We start from the raw sequence: 22,429 nt of genomic DNA on the forward strand, positions 1-22,429 counted from the left end.
TTCCGCAGTTCAGATTGCGTTTCGAGGCAAACCCGTGTTCCTGACGATCAGTACCTCCGGTACCCCCGAGAACCCCGCGACCGACCTCGGGTTCCTGCTGCACAAGCATCCCGAGAAGGCGCAGAAGTTCTCCACCTCCTACGGCCCGGCGCATGTCCTCTACCCCGAGGCGACCGCGCAGCGTTGCACCGCCGCGCTGCTGCTCGAGGTGGACCCCGTGGCGCTGGTGCGGCGGGGCAAGGGCAAGGGGCGGGGAGGGGCGCCCGACGCGGCGCTCGCCCAGTACGTGAACGACCGGCCCTACGCCGCTTCGTCACTGCTCGCCGTGGCGCTGAGCGCGGTGTTCTCCAGCGCGATGCGCGGCGTGTGCAAGGCCAGGCCCGAGCGGGCCGGGCAGCCGCTGCCGTTGCGGATCGAGGTGCCCGCGCTGCCCGCACGCGGCGGCGCCGCTCTTGTGCACAAGCTGTTCGAGCCGCTGGGCTGGACGGCCACGGTGACGCCGATTGCGCTGGACGAGCAGTTCCCGGAGTGGGGCGAATCGCGGTACGTACACCTCGTGCTCGAAGTGCCGGACGGGAAGCTGACCCTGGGCGAGGCGCTCAGGCACCTCTATGTCCTGCTCCCCGTGCTCGACGACGCCAAGCACTACTGGGTTTCCGAGGACGAGGTCGACAAGCTCCTTCGCGCCGGTGAGGGCTGGCTCGCGGACCACCCGGAGCAGAAGGTCATCACCAGCCGCTATCTGTCCCGGCGCTGGTCGCTGACCAGGGAGGCCATGCAGCGGCTCGAACTGGTGCGGCTCGCCGACGCCGACGACACGGACGTCGACGACCTCGACAACGCGGTCGACGAGGAGAGCGACACGGAGGAGAAGCCGGTTCCGCTGGCCGAGCTGCGGCGGGAGGCGATCCTCGCGGCGCTGACCGGCGCCGGTGCCGCGCGCGTGCTCGATCTCGGCTGCGGTCAGGGGCAGTTGGTGCAGGCGCTGCTCAAGGACACGCGGTTCACCGAGATAGCCGGTGTCGACGTGTCGATGCGCGCGCTGACCATCGCGTCGCGGCGGCTGAAGCTCGACCGCATGGGCGAGCGGCAGGCCGAGCGCGTCAAGCTCTTCCAGGGCTCGCTCGCCTACACCGACAAGCGGCTCAAGGGGTACGACGCCGCCGTGCTCAGCGAGGTCATCGAGCACCTCGACGAAGAGCGGCTGCCCGCCCTGGAGTATGCGGTGTTCGGCTCCGCGCGCCCCCGCACCGTGCTCGTGACGACGCCGAACGTCGAGTACAACGTCCGCTGGGAGACGCTCCCCGCCGGGCACGTCCGGCACGGCGACCACCGGTTCGAGTGGACGCGCGAGGAGTTCCGCGGCTGGGCCCGCCAGGTCGCCGACCGGCACGGCTATGAGGTGGACTTCGTGCCCGTCGGCGATGACGACCCCGAGGTGGGTCCGCCGACCCAGATGGCCGTGTTCACGCAGGCAGAGAAGACCGAGAAGACCGAGAAGACCGACAAGAACGCGAAGGAGGTGCAGGCAGCATGACGAATGAAACCGGCACCAGCGCCGGCCCCCTCTCCACCACAGAGGCTCCCGCGGGACGCGTGCTGCCCGTCACCGATCTCTCCCTCGTCGTCCTCGTCGGCGCCACCGGCTCCGGCAAGTCCACCTTCGGGCGCAAGCACTTCAAGCCCACCGAGGTGCTCTCCAGCGACTTCTGCCGCGGCCTCGTCGCCGACGACGAGAACGACCAGGGCGCGAGCGGCGACGCCTTCGACGTGCTGCACTACATCGCGGGCAAGCGTCTCGCCGCGGGCCGGCGCACCGTCGTCGACGCGACCAATGTGCAGAGCGAGAGCCGCAAGCAGCTGATCCAGTTGGCCAGGGAGCACGACGTGCTGCCCATCGCCATCGTCCTGGACGTGCCCGAGGAGGTCTGCGCCGCACGCAACGCCGAGCGCTCGGACCGCGCCGGCATGCCGCGCCGCGTCATCCAGCGCCACCAGCGCGAACTGCGACGCTCCCTGAAGCACCTGGAGCGCGAGGGGTTCAGGAAGGTCCACGTCCTCAGGGGCGTGGACGAGGTCGACGGCGCCACCATCGTCACCGAGAAGCGCTACAACGACCTCTCCCACCTCACGGGCCCCTTCGACATCATCGGCGACATCCACGGCTGCGCCGCCGAACTGGACACCCTGCTCGGCAAGCTCGGTTACGCCGACGGCGCGCACCCCGAAGGGCGCACCGCCGTCTTCGTGGGCGACCTCGTCGACCGCGGCCCGGACTCCCCGGGCGTGCTGCGCCGTGTCATGTCGATGGTCGGCGACGGCACCGCCATCTGCGTACCGGGCAACCACGAGAACAAGCTCGGCCGCTACCTCAAGGGCCGCAAGGTCCAGCACACCCACGGGCTCGCCGAGACCATCGAGCAGCTGGACGCGGAGAGCGAGGAATTCCGCGCGAGCGTGCGCAAGTTCGTGGACGGACTCGTCTCGCACTACGTCCTTGACGGCGGCAAGCTCGTCGTCTGCCACGCGGGCCTGCCCGAGAAGTACCACGGGCGTACGTCGGGCCGGGTGCGCTCGCACGCGCTCTACGGAGACACGACCGGCGAGACCGACGAGTTCGGCCTGCCCGTTCGCTACCCGTGGGCGGAGGACTACCGCGGCAGCGCCGCCGTGGTCTACGGCCACACCCCCGTGCCGACCGCGACCTGGCTCAACAACACCATCTGCCTGGACACCGGTGCCGTGTTCGGCGGCAAGCTCACCGCGCTGCGCTGGCCGGAGCGCGAACTCGTCGACGTACCGGCGGAGCAGGTCTGGTACGAGCCGGCCAAGCCGCTCAGCACCGAGGCTCCGGGCGGTCACGACGGACGGCCCCTCGACCTGAACGACGTGCACGGCCGCCGTGCCGTGGAGACCGGCCAGGCGGGACGCGTCGCCGTGCGCGAGGAGAACGCCGCGGCGGCCCTTGAGGTCATGAGCCGCTTCGCCGTCGACCCGCGGCTCCTCCCGTACCTCCCGCCGACGATGGCGCCGACCGCGACCTCGCAGCGTGAGGGCTACTTGGAACACCCGGCCGAGGCCTTCGCGTCGTACGCGCAGGACGGGGTCGCCCGGGTCGTGTGCGAGGAGAAGCACATGGGCTCGCGCGCCGTGGCCCTGGTGTGCCGCGACGCGGACGTGGCCCGCGAGCGCTTCGGCGTGGACGGACCGACCGGCTCGCTCTGCACGCGTACGGGGCGGCCCTTCTTCGGCGACCCCGAAGTCACCGAGGAGATACTCGGCCGCGTGCGCACCGCCGTCACCGAAGCGGGCCTGTGGCAGGAGCTCGACACCGACTGGCTGCTGCTCGACGCGGAGTTGATGCCCTGGTCGCTGAAGGCGTCCGGCCTGCTCCGCACGCAGTACGCAGCCGTGGGCGCCGCCTCCGGAGCCGTCTTCCCCGGCGCGATCGCCGCCCTGGAAGCGGCGGCGGCGCGCGGCGTCGACACCGGAGGGCTCCTGGCCAGGCAGCGCGAACGGGCCGTGGACGCGGCCGCGTTCACGGACGCCTACCGCCGTTACTGCTGGCCGACCGACGGTCTGGAGGGCGTGCGCCTCGCGCCGTTCCAGATTCTGGCCGTCCAGGGCCGCAGCCTCGCCGCACTACCGCACGACGAACAGCTGGGCCTGATCGACCGCATGGTGGAGCACGACGGCACCGGCCTCCTGCAGACCACCCGGCGGCTCTATGTCGAGACCGGTGACGAGGCGTCGGTCCAGGCAGGCGTCGACTGGTGGCTGGAGATGACCAGCCGCGGCGGCGAGGGCATGGTCGTCAAGCCGGTCGAGGCGCTGGTCCGCGACGGCAAGGGCCGGATCGTGCAGCCCGGCATCAAGTGCCGCGGACGCGAGTACCTCCGGATCATCTACGGCCCGGAGTACACCCGCCCCGACCACCTCGACAAGCTGCGCGGCCGCTTCCTCGGCCACAAGCGCTCGCTCGCGATCCGTGAGTACGCGCTCGGTCTGGAGGCCCTGGACCGCCTCGCGGCGGGCGAGCCGCTCTGGCGCGTGCACGAGGCGGTGTTCGCGGTCCTGGCCCTGGAGTCGGAGCCGGTGGACCCGCGGCTTTAGGCAACAGGGGGCAACGGCCGTCCGGCAGGGGAAAGATGGAGTCCATGGGATTCCATGTCGACTCCGAGGCCGGGCGGCTGCGCCGCGTGATCCTGCACCGCCCTGACCTGGAGCTCAAACGGCTCACGCCGACCAACAAGGACGCGTTGCTCTTCGACGACGTCCTGTGGGTCCGAAGAGCCCGCCAGGAACACGACGGGTTCGCCGACGTGCTGCGCGACCGCGGGGTGGCCGTCCACCTCTTCGGCGACCTGCTGACCGAGACCCTGGACGTGCCCGGCGCGCGCCTCCTCGTCCTTGACCGGGTCTTCGACGAGAAGGAGTACGGGCCGCTCGCGACGGACCATCTGCGGGCCGCGTTCGAGACGTTGCCCTCCGCGGAGCTCGCCGAGGCGCTGATAGGCGGGATGACCAAGCGGGAGTTCCTGGAGCGCCACCCGGAGCCGACGTCCGTGCGCTTCCACTGCATGGACCTGGACGACTTCCTGCTCGGCCCGCTGCCCAATCACCTCTTCACGCGCGACACCTCGGCCTGGATCTATGACGGCGTCTCCATCAACGCCATGCGCTGGCCCGCCCGGCAGCGCGAGACCGTGCACTTCGAGGCGATCTACCGGCACCACCCGCTCTTCCGCTCCGAGGACTTCCACGTCTGGTCCCGGGGGCAGTCGGACTATCCCTCGACCATCGAGGGCGGCGATGTCCTGGTGATCGGCCGGGGCGCGGTCCTGATCGGCATGAGCGAGCGCACCACGCCGCAGGCCGTCGAGATGCTCGCGCACAAGCTTTTCGCTGCGGGCTCCGCGCAGACCATCGTGGCCCTGGACATGCCGAAGGGCCGCGCGTTCATGCATCTCGACACGGTGATGACGATGGTCGACAGCGACACCTTCACGCAGTACGCGGGCCTGGGCATGCTCCGCTCGTACACCATCGAGCCGGGTGTCGACGGCCGGGAGCTGAAGGTGACCGACCACCCGCCCGAGCACATGCACCGGGCGATAGCGGCGGCACTCGGCCTCAGCGGCATCCGGGTCCTCACGGCCACCCAGGACGTGCACGCGGCCGCGCGCGAGCAGTGGGACGACGGCTGCAACGTCCTCGCGGTGGAGCCGGGCGTCGTCGTGGCGTACGAGCGGAACTCGACGACGAACACGCATCTGCGCAAGGAGGGCATCGAGGTGATCGAGATCCTGGGGAGCGAGCTGGGGCGGGGCCGGGGCGGCCCGCGGTGCATGAGCTGCCCGGTGCAGCGGGACCCCGTCGACTGAGCGGGTGCGCCGCCGAGCCGCCGCCCCGCCGAGCCAATGCGCCGCCGAGCCGGTGCGGAGCGGCCGAGTCCGCGCGAGAATGGGGTCTGTATAGAAATGTGGAGCGTCGTATAGACTTCCAGTAATCCCGTACGCGTACCCCTGGAGCGCCATCATGGCCATCGACCTCACCGGCCGCCACTTCCTCAAGGAGCTGGACTTCACCGCCGAGGAGTTCCGCGGCCTGATCGATCTTGCCGCCGAGCTGAAGGCGGCCAAGAAGGCGGGGACCGAGACGCAGCGCCTGCGCGGCAAGAACGTCGCGCTGATCTTCGAGAAGTCCTCCACGCGGACGCGCTGCTCCTTCGAGGTCGCGGCCGCCGACCAGGGTGCCTCCACGACGTACATAGACCCGGCCGGATCCCACATCGGGAGCAAGGAGTCCCCGAAGGACACCGCGCGGGTCCTCGGCCGGATGTTCGACGCCATCCAGTTCCGCGGCGACGCCCAGTCGACGGTCGAGGAGCTCGGCGCCTACGCGGGCGTGCCCGTCTACAACGGCCTGACCGACGACTGGCACCCCACCCAGATGCTCGCCGACGTGCTCACGATGACCGAGCACAGCACGAAGCCCCTCACCGACATCGCCTTCGCCTATCTCGGTGACGCCCGTTTCAACATGGGCAACTCGTACCTGATCACCGCCGCGCTGCTCGGCATGGACGTACGCATCGTCGCGCCGAAGGCCTACTGGCCCGCCGAGGAGATCGTCGCCAAGGCGCGCGAGCTCGCCGAGGCCAGCGGTGCCCGGATCACGCTCAGCGAGGACATCGCCGGGGGCGTCGCGGGCGCCGACTTCGTCGTGACCGACGTCTGGGTCTCCATGGGCGAGCCCAAGCAGATCTGGGCCGAGCGCATCGAGGCCCTCGCGCCGTACGCGGTGACCATGGACGTCCTGCGCGCCACGGGCAACGCCGACGTGAAGTTCCTGCACTGCCTCCCGGCCTTCCACGACCTGGGCACGCAGGTCGGCCGCGATATCCACGCCCAGTACGGACTAAGCTCTCTCGAGGTCACCGACGAGGTCTTCGAGTCGGCGCACTCCGTCGTCTTCGACGAGGCCGAGAACCGCCTGCACACCATCAAGGCGATTCTCGTCGCCACACTCGCCTGAACGCGTTACCGCACGCTCACAAGGGTGGGGCCGGGGAACACCTTCCCCCGGCCCCGCTTTTTCGCGGCACACCCCGGCCGCTCCCCGCACCACCGAAATGAGAACCACCGCATGCGCCCGACCGGTCCGGCAGGACTCCGCATCAAGTCCCCCGAACTCCTCGTCGCCGAATCGGGCGCCGACCTCGAAGGCCACGGCCTCAAGCGCACCATGGGCCTGTTCCAGCTGGTGTGCTTCGGTGTCGGCGCGATCGTCGGCACCGGCATCTTCGTCGGCCTCTCCGACAGCGTCGCCGAGGCGGGCCCCGCGGTCGCCGTCTCGTACTTCCTGGCCGCCGTGACCTGCATCTTCACCGCCTTCTCGTTCGCCGAGCTGGGCGGCGCGATCCCGGTCTCCGGCAGCTCGTACTCCTTCGCGTACGCCTCGCTCGGCGAGCGCACCGCGTTCCTCGTCGGCTGGTGCCTGCTCCTGGAGTACGGCGTCTCCGTGTCCGCCGTGGCGGTCGGCTGGAGCCAGTACCTCAACGAGCTGCTCGACAGCCTCACCGGCTGGCAGCTGCCCGACGCGCTCTCCGCGGGGCCCGGCGAGGGCGGCGTCGTGAACCTGCCCGCCGTGATCGTGATCCTGCTTGCCGCGGTGCTGCTCGTGCGCGGCATCCGGGAGAGCGCGGGGGCGACGGCCGCCATGGCCGTGCTCAAGATCGGGATCCTGCTGCTCTTCCTGGCGATCGCGTTCACCGCGTTCAAGGCCGGCAACCTCACGCCCTTCGCGGGCGCCGGAGTCTCCGGCATCACCGCGGGCGCCTCGCTGGCCTTCTTCTCCTTCATCGGCTTCGACGCGATCACCACGGCGGGCGAAGAGGTCAAGAACCCCCGGCGCAACATCCCGATCGCCATCCTGGTCTGCATCGGCGTCGTCACGCTGCTGTACGTCGCCGTCGCCCTCGGTGCGATCGGCGCCCTGGGCGCGGACGCGGTCGCCGACAAGCCCGCCGCGCTCTCGCTGGTCGTCGACAAGGTCACCGATTCGGCGGTCGGCGGCGGCATCATCGCCTTCGGCGCGGTCGTGGCCATCGCGTCTGTCGTACTCGCCGTGATGTACGGGCAGACCCGCATCCTGATGTCGATGTCCCGCGACGGGCTCATCCCGCGCGTCTTCGAGCGCGTATCGCCGAAGACCTCGACGCCGGTCGCCAACACCTGGATCGTCGCGGCGGTCTTCGCGGTCCCCGCCGCCTTCTCGTCGCTCGACGTGGTGGTCGGCCTGACGACGATCGGCACGCTGGGGATCATGGTCGTGGTGAATGTCGCGGTGCTCGCCCTCCGCCGCTCGGCGCCGGAGCTCAAGCGCACCTTCCGGGTGCCGCTGTACCCCGTGAGCCCGATCCTGGGCGTGGGCTTCTGCCTCTATCTGATCTGGGGCACGGGCTGGACGACGTGGGTGCAGTTCGCCGTGTTCCTCGTTGTGGGCGCGCTGGTGTACGCGCTGTACGGGCGCCGTCACTCCCGGCTCGGCAAGGCCGCCGAGGCTGCCGGGGCCGCCGAGGCCGGTGCGGCTAAGCCGCGGGGAGCGTGAACCAGACCGCCTTGCCGGAGCCGGTCGGGCGGTGACCGCAGGACGAGCTGAGGGTGCGGATCAGGAGCAGGCCGCGCCCGTGCTCCTGCCAGGGGTCCGGCTCGCTCATCGGCCCGGGATCGCTGAGATCGCCGGGCGGCAGCGGGTTCGAGTCGTGGACCTCCACCTGGCAGCCCGTCGGCAGGAGCTCTATGACGAGCTCTATCGGGTCCTCTCCCGAGGTGTGCTCCACCGCGTTCGCCACCAGCTCGGCCGTGAGCAGCTCGGCGGTGTCGCTGTCGGCACGCGACTCGATCTCCGTGAGCGCGGTGCGCACCAGTGCGCGGGCGATCGGTACTGCCGCAGCGGTGTGCGGCAGCGCGATGCGCCACGAGGCGGGAGCAGGAGGTTCGTGCAAGGCGGGTCCGTTCAGGGCAGCAGGAGGTCCTGCTTTCAACCGTACGAATCTTAAGCGCTATGTCGACAGGGCCGACGGTCGGGCATTTCCGGGACGTCCGACCCTTGGGCGGTCTGGGTGACAAGACGTGCATATCGGGATTTCGGTTCTGCTCAGGGAGCTCTACCCGGGGTGTTTATCGCGTACTCGTGACGATGGTCACGGACGAGTGATAACTTTGAAGGGCAGAGGTAACTCCACGAAGCAGACCGCCGCCGCCCCGACCGAGGAGGCCGCACGTCGTCATGAGTCCTTTCACCGGCTCCGCCCCCCGCACACCTGACTGGCAGCACATCCGCGTTCAGGTGGAGGAGGGGGTCGCCACGGTCACGCTCGACCGCCCCGACAAACTGAACGCCCTCACCTTCGGCGCCTACGCCGACCTGCGCGATCTCCTGGCCGAGCTGTCCCGCGACAAGTCCGTGCGCGCCCTGGTGCTCGGCGGGGAGGGGCGCGGCTTCTGCTCGGGCGGTGACGTCGACGAGATCATCGGCGCGACCCTCGGCATGGACACCGCGCAGCTGCTCGACTTCAACCGCATGACGGGACAGGTCGTACGGGCCATCAGGGAGTGCCCCTTCCCGGTGGTCGTTGCGGTGCACGGGGTGGCCGCGGGTGCCGGAGCGGTGCTCGCCCTCGCCGCCGACTTCCGGGTGGCGGACCCCTCGGCGCGGTTCTCCTTCCTCTTCACGCGGGTCGGCCTGTCGGGCGGCGACATGGGCGCCGCGTACCTCCTGCCCCGTGTCGTCGGCCTCGGCCACGCCACCCGCATCCTGATGCTCGGCGACCCGGTGCGCGCCCCCGAGGCCGAGCGGATCGGCTTGATCAGCGAGCTGACGGACGAGGGGAAGGCGGCCGGGGCCGCACAGACCCTCGCGCGCCGCCTCGCCGACGGCCCGTCCCTCGCGTACGCGCAGACCAAGGCGCTCCTGACCTCCGAACTGGACATGCCGCTCGCCGCAGCCGTGGAGCTGGACGCCGCGACGCAGGCGCTCCTCATGACCGGCGAGGACTACAAGGAATTCCACGCGGCGTTCACATACAAGCGCCCGCCCAAGTGGCAGGGGCGCTGACGATGCCGGCCACCGGGAGCGGCACCGCCCACCGCATCGCCGTCATCGGCGGCGGGCCCGGAGGGCTCTACGCCGCGGCCCTCCTCAAGCGGCTCGACCCGGAGCGCGAGATCACCGTCTGGGAGCGCAACGCCCCGGACGACACCTTCGGCTTCGGCGTCGTCCTCTCCGACGAGACGCTCGGCGGCATCGAGCACGCCGACCCCGTCGTCTACGCCGCGCTCCAGGCGGAGTTCGTGCGCTGGGACGACATCGACATCGTGCACCGGGGCAGCCGCCACACCTCGGGCGGGCACGGCTTCGCGGCGCTCGGGCGGCGCAGACTGCTCGGCGTCCTGCACGAGCGGTGCCGGCAGCTCGGCGTCGACCTGCGCTTCAGCGCGGAGGCGCCGCCGGCGGCCGAGCTCTCCACCTCGTACGACCTGGTCATCGCGGCGGACGGCGTGCACAGCCTCACGCGCGAGGCGCAGGCCGGGGCCTTCGGTCCGAGCGTCGAGACACACCGCTGCCGCTACATCTGGCTCGCGGCCGACTTCGCCTTCGATGCCTTCCGCTTCGAGATCGCCGAGACCGAGCACGGCGTGATGCAGCTGCACGGTTACCCGTTCTCGACCGCCGGATCGGGCGAGTCCACGGTCATCGTCGAGATGCGCGAAGAGGTGTGGGAGGCGGCCGGGTTCGCCGAGCTCGACGAGCGCGATTCGACCGAACGCTGCGCCAAGATCTTCGCCGACGCCCTCGGCGGCCGGACCCTGCGCGGCAACAAGTCCTCCTGGATCAACTTCCGCACGGTCGTCAACGAACGCTGGTCGCACGGCAATACGGTCCTGCTCGGCGACGCGGCCCACACCGCCCACTTCTCCATCGGCTCCGGCACCAAGCTCGCCGTCGAGGACGCTCTCGCGCTCGCCGCCTGCCTGGAGGAGCAGCCCGGCATCCCCGAGGCCCTCGCCGCGTACGAGACGGAGCGCCGCCCCGTCGTCGAGTCCACGCAGCGCGCCGCCCGCGCCAGCCTGGAGTGGTTCGAGCGCCTCCCCGACTATCTCGGCCAGCCGCCACGCCAGTTCGCCTTCAACCTGCTCACCCGCAGCCGCCGCGTCACCCACGACAACCTGCGCCTGCGCGACGCCCGCTTCACCGAGTCCGTCGAGCGCGACTTCGGCTGCCCGGAGGGTACGCCGCCGATGTTCACGCCCTTCCGGCTTCGCGACCTCACCCTGCGCAACCGCGTGGTCGTGTCGCCCATGGACATGTACTCCGCCGCGGACGGCGTCCCCGGCGACTTCCACCTCGTCCACCTGGGCGCGCGGGCGCTCGGCGGCGCGGGCCTGGTCATGACGGAGATGGTGTGCGTCAGCGAGCGGGGCCGCATCACACCGGGCTGCGCCGGGCTCTACACCGACGCGCAGGCCGACGCCTGGCGTCGCATCACGGACTTCGCGCACGCGCAGGCGCCCGGCACCGCGATCGGCGTCCAGCTCGGGCACTCGGGCCGCAAGGGCTCGACGAAGCTGATGTGGGAGGGCATCGACGAACCCCTCGACGAGGGCAACTGGCCGCTCGTGGCGCCCTCGCCCCTCCCGTACAAGGCGAACAGCCAGCGCCCGCACGAGCTGGACCGCGCCGGGCTAGACGAAATCCGCGAACAGTTCACCGAGGCGGCCCGGCGGGCCGAGCGCGCCGGATTCGACCTCCTGGAACTGCACTGCGCGCACGGCTATCTGCTCTCCGGGTTCCTCTCGCCGCTCACCAACCGCAGGACGGACGAGTACGGCGGCTCCCTGGAGAACCGCCTGCGCTTCCCCCTCGAAGTCTTCGACGCGATACGGGGCGTGTGGCCCCACGGCAAACCCATGACGGTCCGCATTTCAGCCACCGACTGGGCCGAAGGCGGCACCACCGCGCAGGACGCGGTCGCGATCGCCCGCGCCTTCGCCGCGCACGGAGCCGACGCGATCGACGTCTCCACGGGCCAGGTGGTCTCCGACGAGCGCCCCGCGTACGGCCGCTCCTACCAGACCCCGTTCGCCGACCGCATCCGCAACGAAACCGGCGTCCCCGTCCTCACGGTCGGCGCCATCTCCTCCTGGGACGACGTCAACTCCCTGATCCTGGCGGGCCGCACGGACCTGTGCGCCCTCGCGCGCCCGCATCTCTACGACCCGCACTGGACGCTGCACGCGGCGGCCGAGCAGGGTTACGCGGGTCCCGGGGTCGCCTGGCCCCAGCAGTACGGCGCGGGCAGCCGCCGCCCGCAGACCGGACGCACGGACGCGCCCAAGCCCCGCCTTAAGCTGGGGAGTTGACGAACTCCGCCCCCGCGTCCCGCAGCCGTCCGTCGAGCGCCGCGAACACCTCGGCGGACCGGTCGCCGGGCCACCCGTCCGGCAGCAGTTCCCCCGGAAGGCCCGGATCGGCGTACGGCAGCCGGCGCCAGGAGTCCAGGGCGAGGAGATAGTCGCGGTACGCCTCCTGCGGCGGGGTGTCCGTGCGGCCCTGCCAGGCCCGGAGCACCGGCTCGTGCCGGTCGAGGAACGCCTCGTGCTCCTTGGCGATCGAGGACAGGTCCCACCAGCGGGCCACCGCGTCCGCCGTCGCCGCGAAGCCCAGGTGCTCGCCACGGAACAGGTCGACGTACGAGGCGAGTTGGAGGCGCTCCAGGGTGTGCCGGGTCTCTTCGTAGAGATGCGCCGGGGCGATCCACACCCCCGGAGCGGCCGTCCCGAAGCCGAGCCCGGCGAGACGGGAGCGCAGCAGGTGCCGCTTCTGGCGCTCCGACTCCGGTACGGAGAAGACGGCGAGCACCCAGCCGCCGCCCTGTCGCGCGGCCGGGGGAGCCGCGTAGATGCGCCGGTCGCCGTGCTCCAGGAGCTGACGCGCGTCCGGTGACAGGGCGTACCCCGCCGCGCCCGCCGCCGTCCGCGCGGGGACGAGGAGACCGCGCCGCTTGAGCCGCGAGACGGAGGAGCGCACGGACGGGGCGTCCACGCCGAGGGGGGCGAGGAGCCTGACAAGTTCGGCGACCGGCACCGGGCCGGGAGCCGCGCGCCCGTAGGCGCCGTAGAAGGTGACGATCAGGGACCGTGGAGTGTGCTGCTCGGACACGTGATCACTCTACGGGCCCCGGCTCCCGCAGCCGGAACCGTTGCAGTTTGCCCGTCGCGGTACGCGGCAGCGCGTCCAGGTAGACGATCTCGCGCGGGCACTTGTACGGCACCAGCTCGCCCTTCACGAACTCGCGCAGCCGCTCCGGGGCCCGTTCCGTGCCCGGGCGCTGGACCACGTAGGCGACGACTTGCTGCCCGCGCAGCTCGTCGGGCAGGCCCACGACGGCCGTCTCCAGGACATCGGGGTGGCGCAGCAGAGCCTCCTCGACCTCCGGGCCCGCGATGTTGTACCCGGCCGAGATGATCATGTCGTCCGCGCGGGCCACGTAGGTGAAGTAGCCGTCGGCGTCCCGGACATAGGTGTCGCCGGTGACGTTCCAGCCGTGCCGCACGTACTGGAGCTGTCGCTCGTCGCCCAGATACCGGCAGCCGACGGGCCCGCGCACCGCGAGCAGCCCCGGCTCCCCGTCCGGCACCGGCGCCCCCGAATCGTCGACCACGCGCGCGTGCCACCCCGGAACGGGGCGTCCCGTGGTGCCGGGGCGTATCGCCTCGTCCGCGGCGGAGATGAAGATGTGCAGCAGCTCGGTGGCGCCGATGCCGTTGATGATGCGCAGGCCGGTGCGCTCGTGCCACGCCTGCCAGGTGGCGGCGGGCAGATTCTCGCCCGCGGAGACGCAGCGCCGCAGCGTGGAGACGTCGCAGGGGTCCGGCCCCCGCAGCTCGTCGAGCATCGTGCGGTAGGCGGTCGGCGCCGTGAAGAGCACGCTCACGCCGTGCTCGCCGATCGCGGGCAGCAGCTGCTTGGGCGCGGACTGTTCCAGGAGCAGCGACGAGGCGCCGAACCGCAGCGGAAAGATGACGAGGCCGCCGAGCCCGAAGGTGAAACCGAGCGGCGGGCTCCCCGCGAACACGTCGTCGGGCACCGGCTTCAGGACGTGGCGCGCGAAGGTGTCGGCGATGGCGAGCACGTCGCGGTGGAAGTGCATACAGCCCTTGGGGCGCCCGGTGGTACCGGACGTGAAGGCGATGAGGGCCACGTCGTCGGCGGCGGTGTCGGCGGGTACGTAGACGTCGTCGGTCCGCCGGGCGGCGCGCGCGAGCAGGTCGTCCTCCGTGTCCCCGCCGAAGGTGGTGACACGCAGCCCCGGGATACCGGCCTTGACCAGATCGTCCACGGCCCGTGCGTCGCACAGGGCGTGCCCGACCTCCGCAATCTCGCACATGGTCGTCAGCTCGTGCGGGCGCTGCTGGGCCAGGACGGTGACCGCGACCGCGCCCGCCTTCATCACCGCGAGCCAGCAGGCCGCGAGCCAGGGGGTGGTGGGGCCGCGCAGCAGGACGCGCTGGCCCGGCAGTACGTCGAGTTCGCCGGTCAGGACGTGCGCGATCCGGTCCACGTGCCGCTGCAGTTCGCCGTACGACCAGACGTCGCCGGAGCCCGTACGGAAGGCGGGGCGGTCGGCGCCGTGCCGCTCCACCGTCCGGTCCAGTAGCTCGGCGCCGCAGTTGAGGCGGTCGGCGTAGTGCAGCTCGGGCCGGTCGTGGACGAACGCGGGCCACTGCTCCGGCGGCGGGAGATGCTCCCGGGCGAAGGTGTCGACGTGAGCCGATGGATGGAGTCGCAGTGCACTCTTGGCGTCCACAGCGGTCGCCCCCTTGCCGTTAGGGCTTGTGGTGAGCTCGCACAACGAGCGTATCGTGATGGTGACGACAGTCAACGGTGCGCGATAGAGGAGGGGCCCGGCATGACGGCATTCTCGCTCAATCCAGAACAAACCGCATGGTGTGCGGAGCTACGCACCCTCGCCGACGAGCGGCTGCGCCCGCTGGCGGAGAAGGGCGAGCCGGGCCGCGTGAACCGCCCCCTCGTGGAGACGCTGGGGGAACTGGGGCTTCTGAAGCACCTGTTCGCGGGGGAGGTGCCGGGCGGCTCCGCGACCTCACGGGCCCCGCACGCCACGTCGGGTGCCCTGGGTCTCTGCCTCCTGCGCGAGTCCCTCGCCTACGCCTGTACGGAGGCCGAGACCGCGCTCGCCCTGCAAGGGCTCGGGGCGCATCCCGTCGCCGCGTACGGGTCCGCGAGGCAGCGCGAGCAGTGGCTCGCACCCGCCCGCGCGGGGCGCGCCGTCGCCGCCTTCGCGCTCTCCGAACCCGGCGCGGGCTCGGACGCCGCCGCCCTGGCCCTGCGTGCGGAGCCGGACGGCGCTTCCTCCTGGCGGCTCACCGGCGAGAAGTGCTGGATCTCGAACGCCCCCGAGGCCGACTTCTACACCGTCTTCGCGCGTACGACTCCCGGCGCCGGCGCCCGCGGCGTCACCGCCTTCCTCGTGCCCGCCGACCGCGCGGGCCTCACCGGCACCCCCCTGGACATGCTCTCCCCGCACCCGATCGGTGCCCTCGCCTTCGACGGCGTGACAGTGACGGGCGACGACGTGCTCGGCGAACCCGACCGCGGCTTCCGCGTCGCCATGACCACCCTCAACCGCTTCCGCCCGAGCGTCGGCGCCTTCGCGGTGGGCATGGCGGCCGCGGCCCTCGACGCGACGCTCGCGCACACCGCTCAACGGGACGCGTTCGGCGCCAAGTTGAAGGACCTCCAGGCGGTGGCGCACCAGGTCGCCGAGATGGCCACCCGGACCGAGGCGTCCCGCCTGATGGTGCACGCGGCAGCAGCCGCGTACGACCGCGGCGAACCGGACATCGCCCGACGCGCCGCCATGGCCAAGCTGATGGCCACGGAGACGGCACAGTACGTCGTGGACGCTGCGGTCCAGCTGCACGGGGCGCGCGCCCTGCAACGGGGGCACCTCCTCGAACACCTCTACCGCGAGGTGCGGGCACCCCGCATCTACGAGGGCGCGAGCGAGGTCCAACGCACCATCATCGCCAAGGAGTTGTACGCCGCCCACGCAGACGGAGCCCAGCCCGCCACCCCACAGTCCGCCACCCCCGAGGAGCCCTCCGCATGAGCCTCGAACGCGTCAACCCCTCCGAGCTCTCCCCGGCCACCGGCTTCTCGCACGCCGTCACCGCGACCGGCGGACGTCTGGTGTTCCTCGCGGGCCAGACGGCGTTGGACACCGACGGCAAGGTCACCGGCACGACCCTGCCCGAGCAGTTCGAGCTGGCCCTGACCAATCTCCTCACCGCCCTGCACCACGCGGGCGGCACCCCCGCCGACCTCGCCCGCGTCACGGTCTACGCCACGGACGTCGCCGACTACCGCGAGCAGGCCCCGCAACTGGGCCGCATCTGGCGGCGGTTGGCGGGGCGCGAATATCCCGCGATGGCGGTGATCGGGGCGGTCCGCCTGTGGGACGCGGAGTGCCTCGTGGAGCTGGACGGGGTGGCGGTGCTCGACTGAGCCCCGGGCCTCTGACGGGGTGCGTCTCAGTCGCGTCCCGCGAACGACGTCGTGGCGAAGGCGCTCTTGTCCCGCGACGTGGTGCCGTCGGTGAGCCACCAGTGCGTGGGCTTCTCGCCGTACATGAAGAGCGTGCTCGCGCCCCAGTTGAGGATCAGCTCCTCCTTGCCGTCGGCGTCGAAATCGGCGGCGGCGTACAGGCGCGCGTCCCGCGACCGGGCCGGGATCTTCTTGCCCTGCATCCGCGATGGCCCTTCCCGGGACACCTCGGTGCGCTGCTCGCCGTCGATCAGCAGCGCCCCGTCGTCCGTCGCGACGACGACGGCGTCCCTGCCGTCGCCGTCCGGGTCCGCGGAGGTGTAGTCGCCGGGCCCGTAGTAGGAGTTCTCGCGACTCTCGGGGAACTTGTGCGTGATCGGCTCGCCGCCCTTGCCGGGGTAGACCGCGAGCGAGAAGACCGTCTCCGGTTCTTCCTCCGTGTCCGGCTCGTTGTTGCGGCTTCCGTTGTCGCCGATGGCCAGATCGCGGGCGCCGTCGCCGTCGTAGTCGCCGAACGCGACCGCGTTGCCCTTGCGGAGTGCGGTGGGGGTGCGGGAGAGGCCGCTTCCGGGGCGCGCCGGGTAGAGGACCCCGGCCGTCTGCTCGCCGTCGTCGCCCTCGTGGACGAGCAGGCCGGTCGCGCGCGGCTTTCCCGACGGGGCGATGTCGTCCGCGGCCAGCCAACTGCCCCCGCCGGTACGGGTGTCGGTGCGGGCCGGGGCGCCGGACCGGGTGAAGGGGCCGTACAGGAGGGTCACGGACCCGTCCTGCCGGAGCGCCGCGATGTCGTGGTGACCGTCTCCGTCGAAGTCGCCCCGCACCGGGCCGGACACACCGGCCTCCGGTACCTGGAGCCGGGCCGGCTCCGCGCCGGGCTCCGGTCCGCCGGGGCCGCCCCAGTCCACGGTCGGCTGCCCCTGTTCCATGGACCCGTCGACGCTGGACACGAAGTCGGGATAACCGTCGCCGTCCAGGTCGGCGGTGGTGACGCTGCCCGGCAGGTAGTCGTACACGGCGTGCGTCGACGGGTCGAGGCCCTTGGCGGAGCCGAAGACGACGGCGGTCTGCCCATCGCCGTTCTCGCTGCGCGAGGGCAACGGGACGAGCAGGTCGCGGTGCCCGTCCCCGTTGATGTCGTCCGGGTCCTTGGAACCCTTGCCGTCGGACGGCACGGGACGGGAAGCGGACGGGGTCGACACGGGGGTGCCGCCGCCCTTGGAGCCCCGGGAGTCCTTGCCGTCGGATGCCTGCTCGCCGCACCCCGCCGCGAGCAGGGCCAGCGAGGCGCCGAGCACGACGAGGGCGCGTGCGCCGGGAACAAGGGTGCGATCTGTCATGCACCCCACCCCAGCACCGCGCCCTCACGGATCTCCAGTGACGACCGGCGATCGTTGCCCGGCCGTAGCGCGAGATTCGGGTCCTGAGCGGGAGAGCCGGGTGCTAGATGTCCCGGAACGTCTCGATCTGCGCGCCCACGGAGTTGAGCCGCTCCGCCAGCTCCTCGTACCCCCGGTTGATCACGTACACGTTGCGCAGGACGGAGGTGCCCTCGGCGGCCATCATCGCGAGAAGGACGACCACGGCGGGCCGCAGTGCGGGCGGGCACATCATCTCGGCGGCGCGCCAGCGGGTCGGGCCCTCCACCAACACCCGGTGCGGGTCGAGGAGTTGGAGGCGCCCGCCGAGGCGGTTGAGGTCGGTCAGATAGATCGCCCGGTTGTCGTAGACCCAGTCGTGGATCAGCGTCTTGCCCTGCGCCGCCGCCGCGATGGCCGCGAAGAAGGGGACGTTGTCGATGTTCAGGCCGGGGAACGGCATCGGGTGGATCTTGTCGATCGGCGCCTCCAGTTTGGAGGGCCGGACGGTGAGGTCGATCAGGCGCGTACGGCCGTTGTCGGCGAAGTACTCCGCCGTGCGGTCGTGGTCGAGCCCCATCTCCTCCAGGACCGCGAGCTCGATCTCCAGGAACTCGATCGGAACGCGGTTGACCGTCAGCTCGGACTCCGTGACGACCGCCGCGGCGAGCAGGCTCATCGCCTCGACCGGGTCCTCGGAGGGGGAGTAGTCGACGTCGACGTCGATGGTCGGGACGCCGTGCACGGTGAGGGTCGTCGTGCCGATGCCCTCGACCTTCACGCCGAGCGCCTCCAGGAAGAAGCACAGGTCCTGGACCATGTAGTTCGACGAGGCGTTGCGGATGACGGTCGTGCAGTCGCTGCGTGCCGCGGCCAGCAGGGCGTTCTCGGTCACCGTGTCGCCGCGCTCGGTCAGCACGATCGGGCGGTCGGGGACGACGTCACGCGCGACCTCCGCGTGGTACAGCCCCTCGGTCGCGGCGATGTCGAGACCGAAGCGGCGCAGCGCGATCATGTGCGGCTCGATGGTGCGCGTTCCGAGGTCGCAACCGCCCGCGTACGGCAGGTTGAAGCGGTCCATGCGGTGAAGGAGCGGGCCGAGGAACATGATGATCGAGCGGGTCCGGATCGCGGCCTCCGCGTCGATCGCCTCCATGTCGAGCTTGGCCGGCGGCACGATCTCCAGGTCGACCCCGTCGTTGATCCAACGGGTGCGGACGCCGATCGAGCCGAGCACTTCGAGGAGGCGGTAGACCTCCTCGATGCGCGCCACGCGGCGCAGCACCGTGCGTCCCTTGTTGAGCAGGGAGGCACAGAGCAGCGCCACGCAGGCGTTCTTGCTCGTCTTGACGTCGATCGACCCGGAGAGACGGCGGCCGCCGACCACACGCAGATGCATCGGCCCGGCATACCCGAGGGAGACGATCTCGCTGTCAAGCGCTTCGCCGATACGGGCGATCATCTCAAGGCTGATGTTCTGGTTACCGCGCTCGATGCGGTTCACGGCGCTCTGACTTGTGTTGAGCGCCTCGGCGAGCTGCGACTGCGTCCAGCCCCGGTGCTGACGTGCGTCACGGATGAGCTTGCCGATACGTACGAGGTAATCGTCTGCCATGTGAAGCAGGTTATCTCAGATATGAGATGACGCCTGCGCTGGGGTAGGCCATACGTGAAACGTCCTGTTCGGTACGGAAGTTCCCGTACGTCGTTTCTGTACGCCACTTGCCCGTGCCGCGTCAGCCGCATCCGCACGAGGCATGCCGCCCACCGTGCACCGCGGCCTGCGCGGCGGGCCGGGGCCCGGCAGCCGCGCGCGTCGTCCGGGCGGCGGCAGCGCGCCCGGACGCCGAGTCGGCGTCATGCACCACTGTGCCTCCGGTCAACGTCAGCCGCACTTCGGCAGAGCTGATATCGGCCACCGGACACCGCGTCACATCGCGGTCGAGCAGCACCAGATCGGCCGACTTTCCCCGTTCCACGGTTCCCGTGAGGTGCTCCATGCGGAGTTGGCGCGCCGTGCCGATGGTGTGCATGAGCAGGGCGGACGAGCGACTGAGACCTTCCGCCTCGCGGTACAGATCACCCTCGCCCTCGGCCCCCGACCGGTCGACGGCGGTACGCACCTGGTTCCACACCTGCAGCGGATCGACGGGCCAGTCCGAGCCACCGGCGAGCCGCGCCCCGTGCCGCTCCAGGCTGCGCGCCGGGTACAGCAGACGGTGGCGGTCGGCGCCGATGTAGGGCAGCAGGGCGTCCATCGTCCAGACGTTGCGGGTGGCCCACTGGAGCTGCATGCAGGGGATGACGCCGAGGCGGGCGAAGCGGGGCAGGTCGGCGGGGTCGACGAGCTGGAGGTGGGCTGTGGTGTTGCGCAGGCCGCGCGCTCCGGTCCTGCGCAGGGCGTACTCGTATCCGTCCAGGGAGGTGCGGACCGCGCGGTCGCCGATGGCGTGCGCGTGCATCTGCCAACCGTCCTTGTTGAAGGCGGCGGTGAGACGGCCGTAGTCCGCCGAGGACACATAGAGGTCGCCGCGGTGGTCGGTGGGCCTGCCGTCCTTGTCGAGGTAGGGCTTCAGGAGCGCGGCGGTCTGCGCCGGGTACTCGATGACCCCGTCCAGGAACACCTTGACGGTGCCGAAGCGGAGCCCGCGTACGTCCCCGAAGTCCTCCCGCAGCGCCCTCGCGTACGCGACTGCCGCCGCCGGGTCCTTGGTCTGGTCGGTCTCGATGCGCAGGGCGGGCACGATGCGCTGGAGCAGGCGTCCCGACTCGGCCAGGCGCTGATACAGCTTCAGCTCGCCGCGCCCCACCACGGCTTCCATGAAGGTCGTGATGCCGGACGCGGCGGCCTCGGCGAGGGTCTTGGCGGCGGCGTCCGCCAGCTGGGTCTCGTCGGGCTCGGGGATGTGCCGGGAGACGAGCGGCTGGGCGTCGTCCTTGAGCACGCCGGTCGGCTTGCCGTCCGAGCCCTTGACGATCTTGCCGCCGACCGGGTCGGGGGTCGACGCGGTGATCTTCGCTATGTCCAGGGCGCGCTGATTGGCCCACAGGTTGTGCCCGTCGCCGCCGCGCAGGGCGACGGGGCGGCGGGTCGGCAGGGCGTCGAGCATGGAGTGGTGCGGGGCGGTGCCGCGCGGCAGCAGCCCGACCGGGTTCCAGTCCTCCACCACCAGCCACCCGTCGGGCTCCTGCTCGGCGGAGTCCTTCAGGAACCCCGTCAGCGTCTTCTGGAGCTCCTCGACGGTCTGCTCGGCGCCGGCCAGGGAGGGCCGCAGCGAGCGGTTCGCGGCGTCCATGGGATGGGCGTGCCCGTCGTGGATGCCGCTCATGACGGTGCCGCCACGCCCGTCCACCACCTGTGTGTCCCGCCCGATGAACCGCTTGAGCGAGGCGTCACTCCCGACGGCAAGGATCTTCCCGTCCCGCCCGACCGCGACGGCCTGCGCGGGGGCGTCGCCCTTGACGCCGCTGAAGACACGGGAGTTGTGCAGGACGAGGGCGGCGGAGCGGCGCGGGGCGGCGGGCGCCGCGGCTTCGGCGGACGCACCCACCGAGGCGAGCAGCCCGGCGGCCCCGGCGGAGGCGATGAGCCCACGCCGGGAGAGGGGGGAGGGGTGCGGAGAGGTCATGGATCTGTCTCCTAGCTGCTGGGACGCGGGGCAATCGGGCGGGTGGGCGGGTGGGCGGGAAAAATCCGCCGCGAAGCGGCGGCCCGGTGGCACAGACACTCACCGAGTAACTCGTTAACCAGAACCGCTCGCCCACAACGGATTCCGTCGAGGCATGGCCCCCGGCACAGGGAATCCGTAGGATTACCGCCGTGCCAGGGCCCACCCTCACCGACATAGCCCGCGCAGCGGAGGTGTCGACCGCCACCGTCTCGCACGCCCTGAACGGCACCGGCCGCCTGGGCGGCGCCACACGGCGCAGGGTGCGGGAAACCGCCACCGCCCTCGGCTACGGCACCCGCCGCACCGCCCCGCGCACGCGGACCCTCGGCATCGCGGTCACCACGTTCCCCACGGCCTGGAACTACACGGAGATCGCCTACTTCTCGCGCGTCGTTACGGCGGCCACCACCGCGGCCCACGCCCGCGGCTACGCCCTCACCGCGCTGCCCGCCGCCCGCGCCGGGGACGATTCCTGGCACAGCCTCGCCGTCGACGGCATGCTGATCATGGACAGCCCGCGCGGGGACCCGATGGTCCAGGCCCTTCGCGCCCGCGGCATCCCGCTGGTCTTCGACGGCGCCCCCGGCGACCCGCGCCCCGGCGATCACTGGGTCGACAACGACCACGAGGCCACCACCCGCGAGGTCCTGGACCACCTCTCCGCGTCCGGCGCCCGCCGCATCGCCCTGCAGTCGGGCCACGGCGACGAGCACTACGCCCGTACGGTGACGGCGGCCTACACCGGATGGTGCGCGGAGCGCGGCGCGGACCCGCTGGTCGTGCCCTTCGACGTGGCGGACGCCGAAGGAAGGGCGTTCGACGTGCTGCTGCGCGGCCCGGACCGCGCCGACGCCGTCTACGCGGCGTACGACCCCGGCGGCCGCCAGCTCCTGGCCGCCGCGGCGCGACTCGATCTCCGCGTCCCGGACGAGCTGCGTGTGGTGTGTGCGAGCGAGGACCCCGGATACGCGACGACCCGGCCGCCCGTGACGACGGTCACCCTCGCCCCGGAGCGCACGGCACGCGCCGCCGTGAACCTCCTCGTCGACCTGGTCGAGGGCGGCGCCGACACGGCATCGGAGGGCCCCGTCGTCGTACCGGCGGCCCTGATACCGCGCGACTCCTCGCGCGGGCAGGCTGGCGCGCCTCGTCGTACTCGCGGGTGATGTACTAGAGTTATCTCGACATCGAGATATCTGCCGAGGCGCACCAGAAGCCGCCACCCGGTAAGGGTTACCTAACTAAGCCTTACCTTAGCGGACCGACGAG

At 71.4% G+C, this 22,429-nt stretch carries 16 protein-coding genes; 10 read left to right on the plus strand and 6 right to left on the minus strand.

The features are described from left to right. The first annotated feature begins 34 nt into the window (after positions 1–34). The 5 genes from ACWFR3_RS09680 to ACWFR3_RS09700 all read left to right on the plus strand — a co-directional run bounded on the left by ACWFR3_RS09680 (position 35) and on the right by ACWFR3_RS09700 (position 8,112). Positions 35–1,537, plus strand: coding sequence for a 3' terminal RNA ribose 2'-O-methyltransferase Hen1 (locus ACWFR3_RS09680; protein WP_453734015.1), 1,503 nt, complete (start codon positions 35–37; stop codon positions 1,535–1,537). Continuing rightward, complete coding sequence (locus ACWFR3_RS09685) at positions 1,534–4,113, plus strand: polynucleotide kinase-phosphatase (protein WP_453734016.1); 2,580 nt, start codon at positions 1,534–1,536, stop codon at positions 4,111–4,113. The genes ACWFR3_RS09680 and ACWFR3_RS09685 overlap by 4 nt, the downstream gene beginning before the upstream one ends. Positions 4,114–4,157: 44 nt before the next feature. Beyond that, entirely contained in the window at positions 4,158–5,384 is a 1,227-nt protein-coding gene (locus tag ACWFR3_RS09690) for an arginine deiminase (RefSeq protein ID WP_453734017.1), read from the plus strand. A 154-nt stretch (positions 5,385–5,538) separates the two neighbouring features. After that, on the plus strand, positions 5,539–6,537 hold the full coding sequence (gene argF / locus ACWFR3_RS09695; RefSeq protein WP_453734018.1) for an ornithine carbamoyltransferase: 999 nt from the start codon (positions 5,539–5,541) through the stop codon (positions 6,535–6,537). A gap of 111 nt (positions 6,538–6,648) precedes the next feature. Then, positions 6,649–8,112, plus strand: a complete 1,464-nt coding sequence (locus ACWFR3_RS09700) for an amino acid permease (protein WP_453734019.1) — start codon at positions 6,649–6,651, stop codon at positions 8,110–8,112. On the opposite strand, the gene ACWFR3_RS09705 is transcribed toward ACWFR3_RS09700, so the two are convergent. Then, a complete protein-coding gene (locus tag ACWFR3_RS09705) occupies positions 8,093–8,524 on the minus strand; it encodes an ATP-binding protein (protein WP_453734039.1) in 432 nt (143 codons plus the stop codon). The genes ACWFR3_RS09700 and ACWFR3_RS09705 overlap by 20 nt on opposite strands. Positions 8,525–8,793: 269 nt before the next feature. Between ACWFR3_RS09705 and ACWFR3_RS09710 the strand changes: the two genes are divergently transcribed. Together ACWFR3_RS09710 and ACWFR3_RS09715 are read left to right on the plus strand one after the other, a co-directional pair. Beyond that, positions 8,794–9,621, plus strand: coding sequence for an enoyl-CoA hydratase family protein (locus ACWFR3_RS09710; protein WP_453734020.1), 828 nt, complete (start codon positions 8,794–8,796; stop codon positions 9,619–9,621). 2 nt (positions 9,622–9,623) lie between these two features. Next, positions 9,624–11,927, plus strand: coding sequence for a bifunctional salicylyl-CoA 5-hydroxylase/oxidoreductase (locus ACWFR3_RS09715; protein WP_453734021.1), 2,304 nt, complete (start codon positions 9,624–9,626; stop codon positions 11,925–11,927). On the opposite strand, the gene ACWFR3_RS09720 is transcribed toward ACWFR3_RS09715, so the two are convergent. Together ACWFR3_RS09720 and ACWFR3_RS09725 are read right to left on the minus strand one after the other, a co-directional pair. Further along, complete coding sequence (locus tag ACWFR3_RS09720; RefSeq protein WP_453734022.1) at positions 11,911–12,726, minus strand: PaaX family transcriptional regulator; 816 nt, start codon at positions 12,724–12,726, stop codon at positions 11,911–11,913. The two genes, ACWFR3_RS09715 and ACWFR3_RS09720, sit on opposite strands and share 17 nt — an antisense overlap. A 4-nt stretch (positions 12,727–12,730) precedes the next feature. Further along, positions 12,731–14,374 (minus strand): AMP-binding protein, encoded by a 1,644-nt coding sequence (locus ACWFR3_RS09725; RefSeq protein WP_453734023.1) that lies wholly within the window; start codon positions 14,372–14,374, stop codon positions 12,731–12,733. Between the two features lie 102 nt (positions 14,375–14,476). Here ACWFR3_RS09725 and ACWFR3_RS09730 point away from each other — a divergent pair, with 102 nt between their 5' ends. Together ACWFR3_RS09730 and ACWFR3_RS09735 are read left to right on the plus strand one after the other, a co-directional pair. After that, entirely contained in the window at positions 14,477–15,700 is a 1,224-nt protein-coding gene (locus ACWFR3_RS09730; RefSeq protein ID WP_453734024.1) for an acyl-CoA dehydrogenase family protein, read from the plus strand. Continuing rightward, entirely contained in the window at positions 15,697–16,095 is a 399-nt protein-coding gene (locus ACWFR3_RS09735) for a RidA family protein (protein WP_453734025.1), read from the plus strand. Before ACWFR3_RS09730 ends, ACWFR3_RS09735 begins: the two co-directional genes overlap by 4 nt. A gap of 26 nt (positions 16,096–16,121) precedes the next feature. Here ACWFR3_RS09735 and ACWFR3_RS09740 read toward each other — a convergent pair whose 3' ends face one another. From ACWFR3_RS09740 to ACWFR3_RS09750, 3 genes are all read right to left on the minus strand, one after another. Then, on the minus strand, positions 16,122–17,471 hold the full coding sequence (locus ACWFR3_RS09740; RefSeq protein ID WP_453734026.1) for an FG-GAP repeat domain-containing protein: 1,350 nt from the start codon (positions 17,469–17,471) through the stop codon (positions 16,122–16,124). A gap of 103 nt (positions 17,472–17,574) precedes the next feature. Next, the gene (locus ACWFR3_RS09745; RefSeq protein ID WP_453734027.1) at positions 17,575–19,104 is read right to left on the minus strand and encodes a helix-turn-helix domain-containing protein; all 1,530 of its coding nucleotides are present in this window, start codon (positions 19,102–19,104) and stop codon (positions 17,575–17,577) included. A gap of 121 nt (positions 19,105–19,225) precedes the next feature. Further along, the gene (locus ACWFR3_RS09750; protein WP_453734028.1) at positions 19,226–21,118 is read right to left on the minus strand and encodes an amidohydrolase; all 1,893 of its coding nucleotides are present in this window, start codon (positions 21,116–21,118) and stop codon (positions 19,226–19,228) included. A gap of 191 nt (positions 21,119–21,309) precedes the next feature. Between ACWFR3_RS09750 and ACWFR3_RS09755 the strand changes: the two genes are divergently transcribed. Next, positions 21,310–22,326 (plus strand): LacI family DNA-binding transcriptional regulator, encoded by a 1,017-nt coding sequence (locus ACWFR3_RS09755; RefSeq protein WP_453734029.1) that lies wholly within the window; start codon positions 21,310–21,312, stop codon positions 22,324–22,326. The last annotated feature ends 103 nt before the right edge of the window (positions 22,327–22,429 follow it).

Source organism: Streptomyces sp. NPDC055189, from assembly GCF_053606765.1.

Bases quoted from the DNA above. Each gene is read 5' to 3' on its own strand.
- ACWFR3_RS09685 (WP_453734016.1), top strand. From the start codon at position 1,534: ATGACGAATGAAACCGGCACCAGCGCCGGCCCCCTCTCCACCACAGAG.
- ACWFR3_RS09690 (WP_453734017.1), top strand. From the start codon at position 4,158: ATGGGATTCCATGTCGACTCCGAGGCCGGGCGGCTGCGCCGCGTGATC.
- argF (WP_453734018.1), top strand. From the start codon at position 5,539: ATGGCCATCGACCTCACCGGCCGCCACTTCCTCAAGGAGCTGGACTTC.
- ACWFR3_RS09700 (WP_453734019.1), top strand. From the start codon at position 6,649: ATGCGCCCGACCGGTCCGGCAGGACTCCGCATCAAGTCCCCCGAACTC.
- ACWFR3_RS09710 (WP_453734020.1), top strand. From the start codon at position 8,794: ATGAGTCCTTTCACCGGCTCCGCCCCCCGCACACCTGACTGGCAGCAC.
- ACWFR3_RS09715 (WP_453734021.1), top strand. From the start codon at position 9,624: ATGCCGGCCACCGGGAGCGGCACCGCCCACCGCATCGCCGTCATCGGC.
- ACWFR3_RS09730 (WP_453734024.1), top strand. From the start codon at position 14,477: ATGACGGCATTCTCGCTCAATCCAGAACAAACCGCATGGTGTGCGGAG.
- ACWFR3_RS09735 (WP_453734025.1), top strand. From the start codon at position 15,697: ATGAGCCTCGAACGCGTCAACCCCTCCGAGCTCTCCCCGGCCACCGGC.
- ACWFR3_RS09740 (WP_453734026.1), bottom strand. From the start codon at position 17,471: ATGACAGATCGCACCCTTGTTCCCGGCGCACGCGCCCTCGTCGTGCTC.
- ACWFR3_RS09745 (WP_453734027.1), bottom strand. From the start codon at position 19,104: ATGGCAGACGATTACCTCGTACGTATCGGCAAGCTCATCCGTGACGCA.
- ACWFR3_RS09750 (WP_453734028.1), bottom strand. From the start codon at position 21,118: ATGACCTCTCCGCACCCCTCCCCCCTCTCCCGGCGTGGGCTCATCGCC.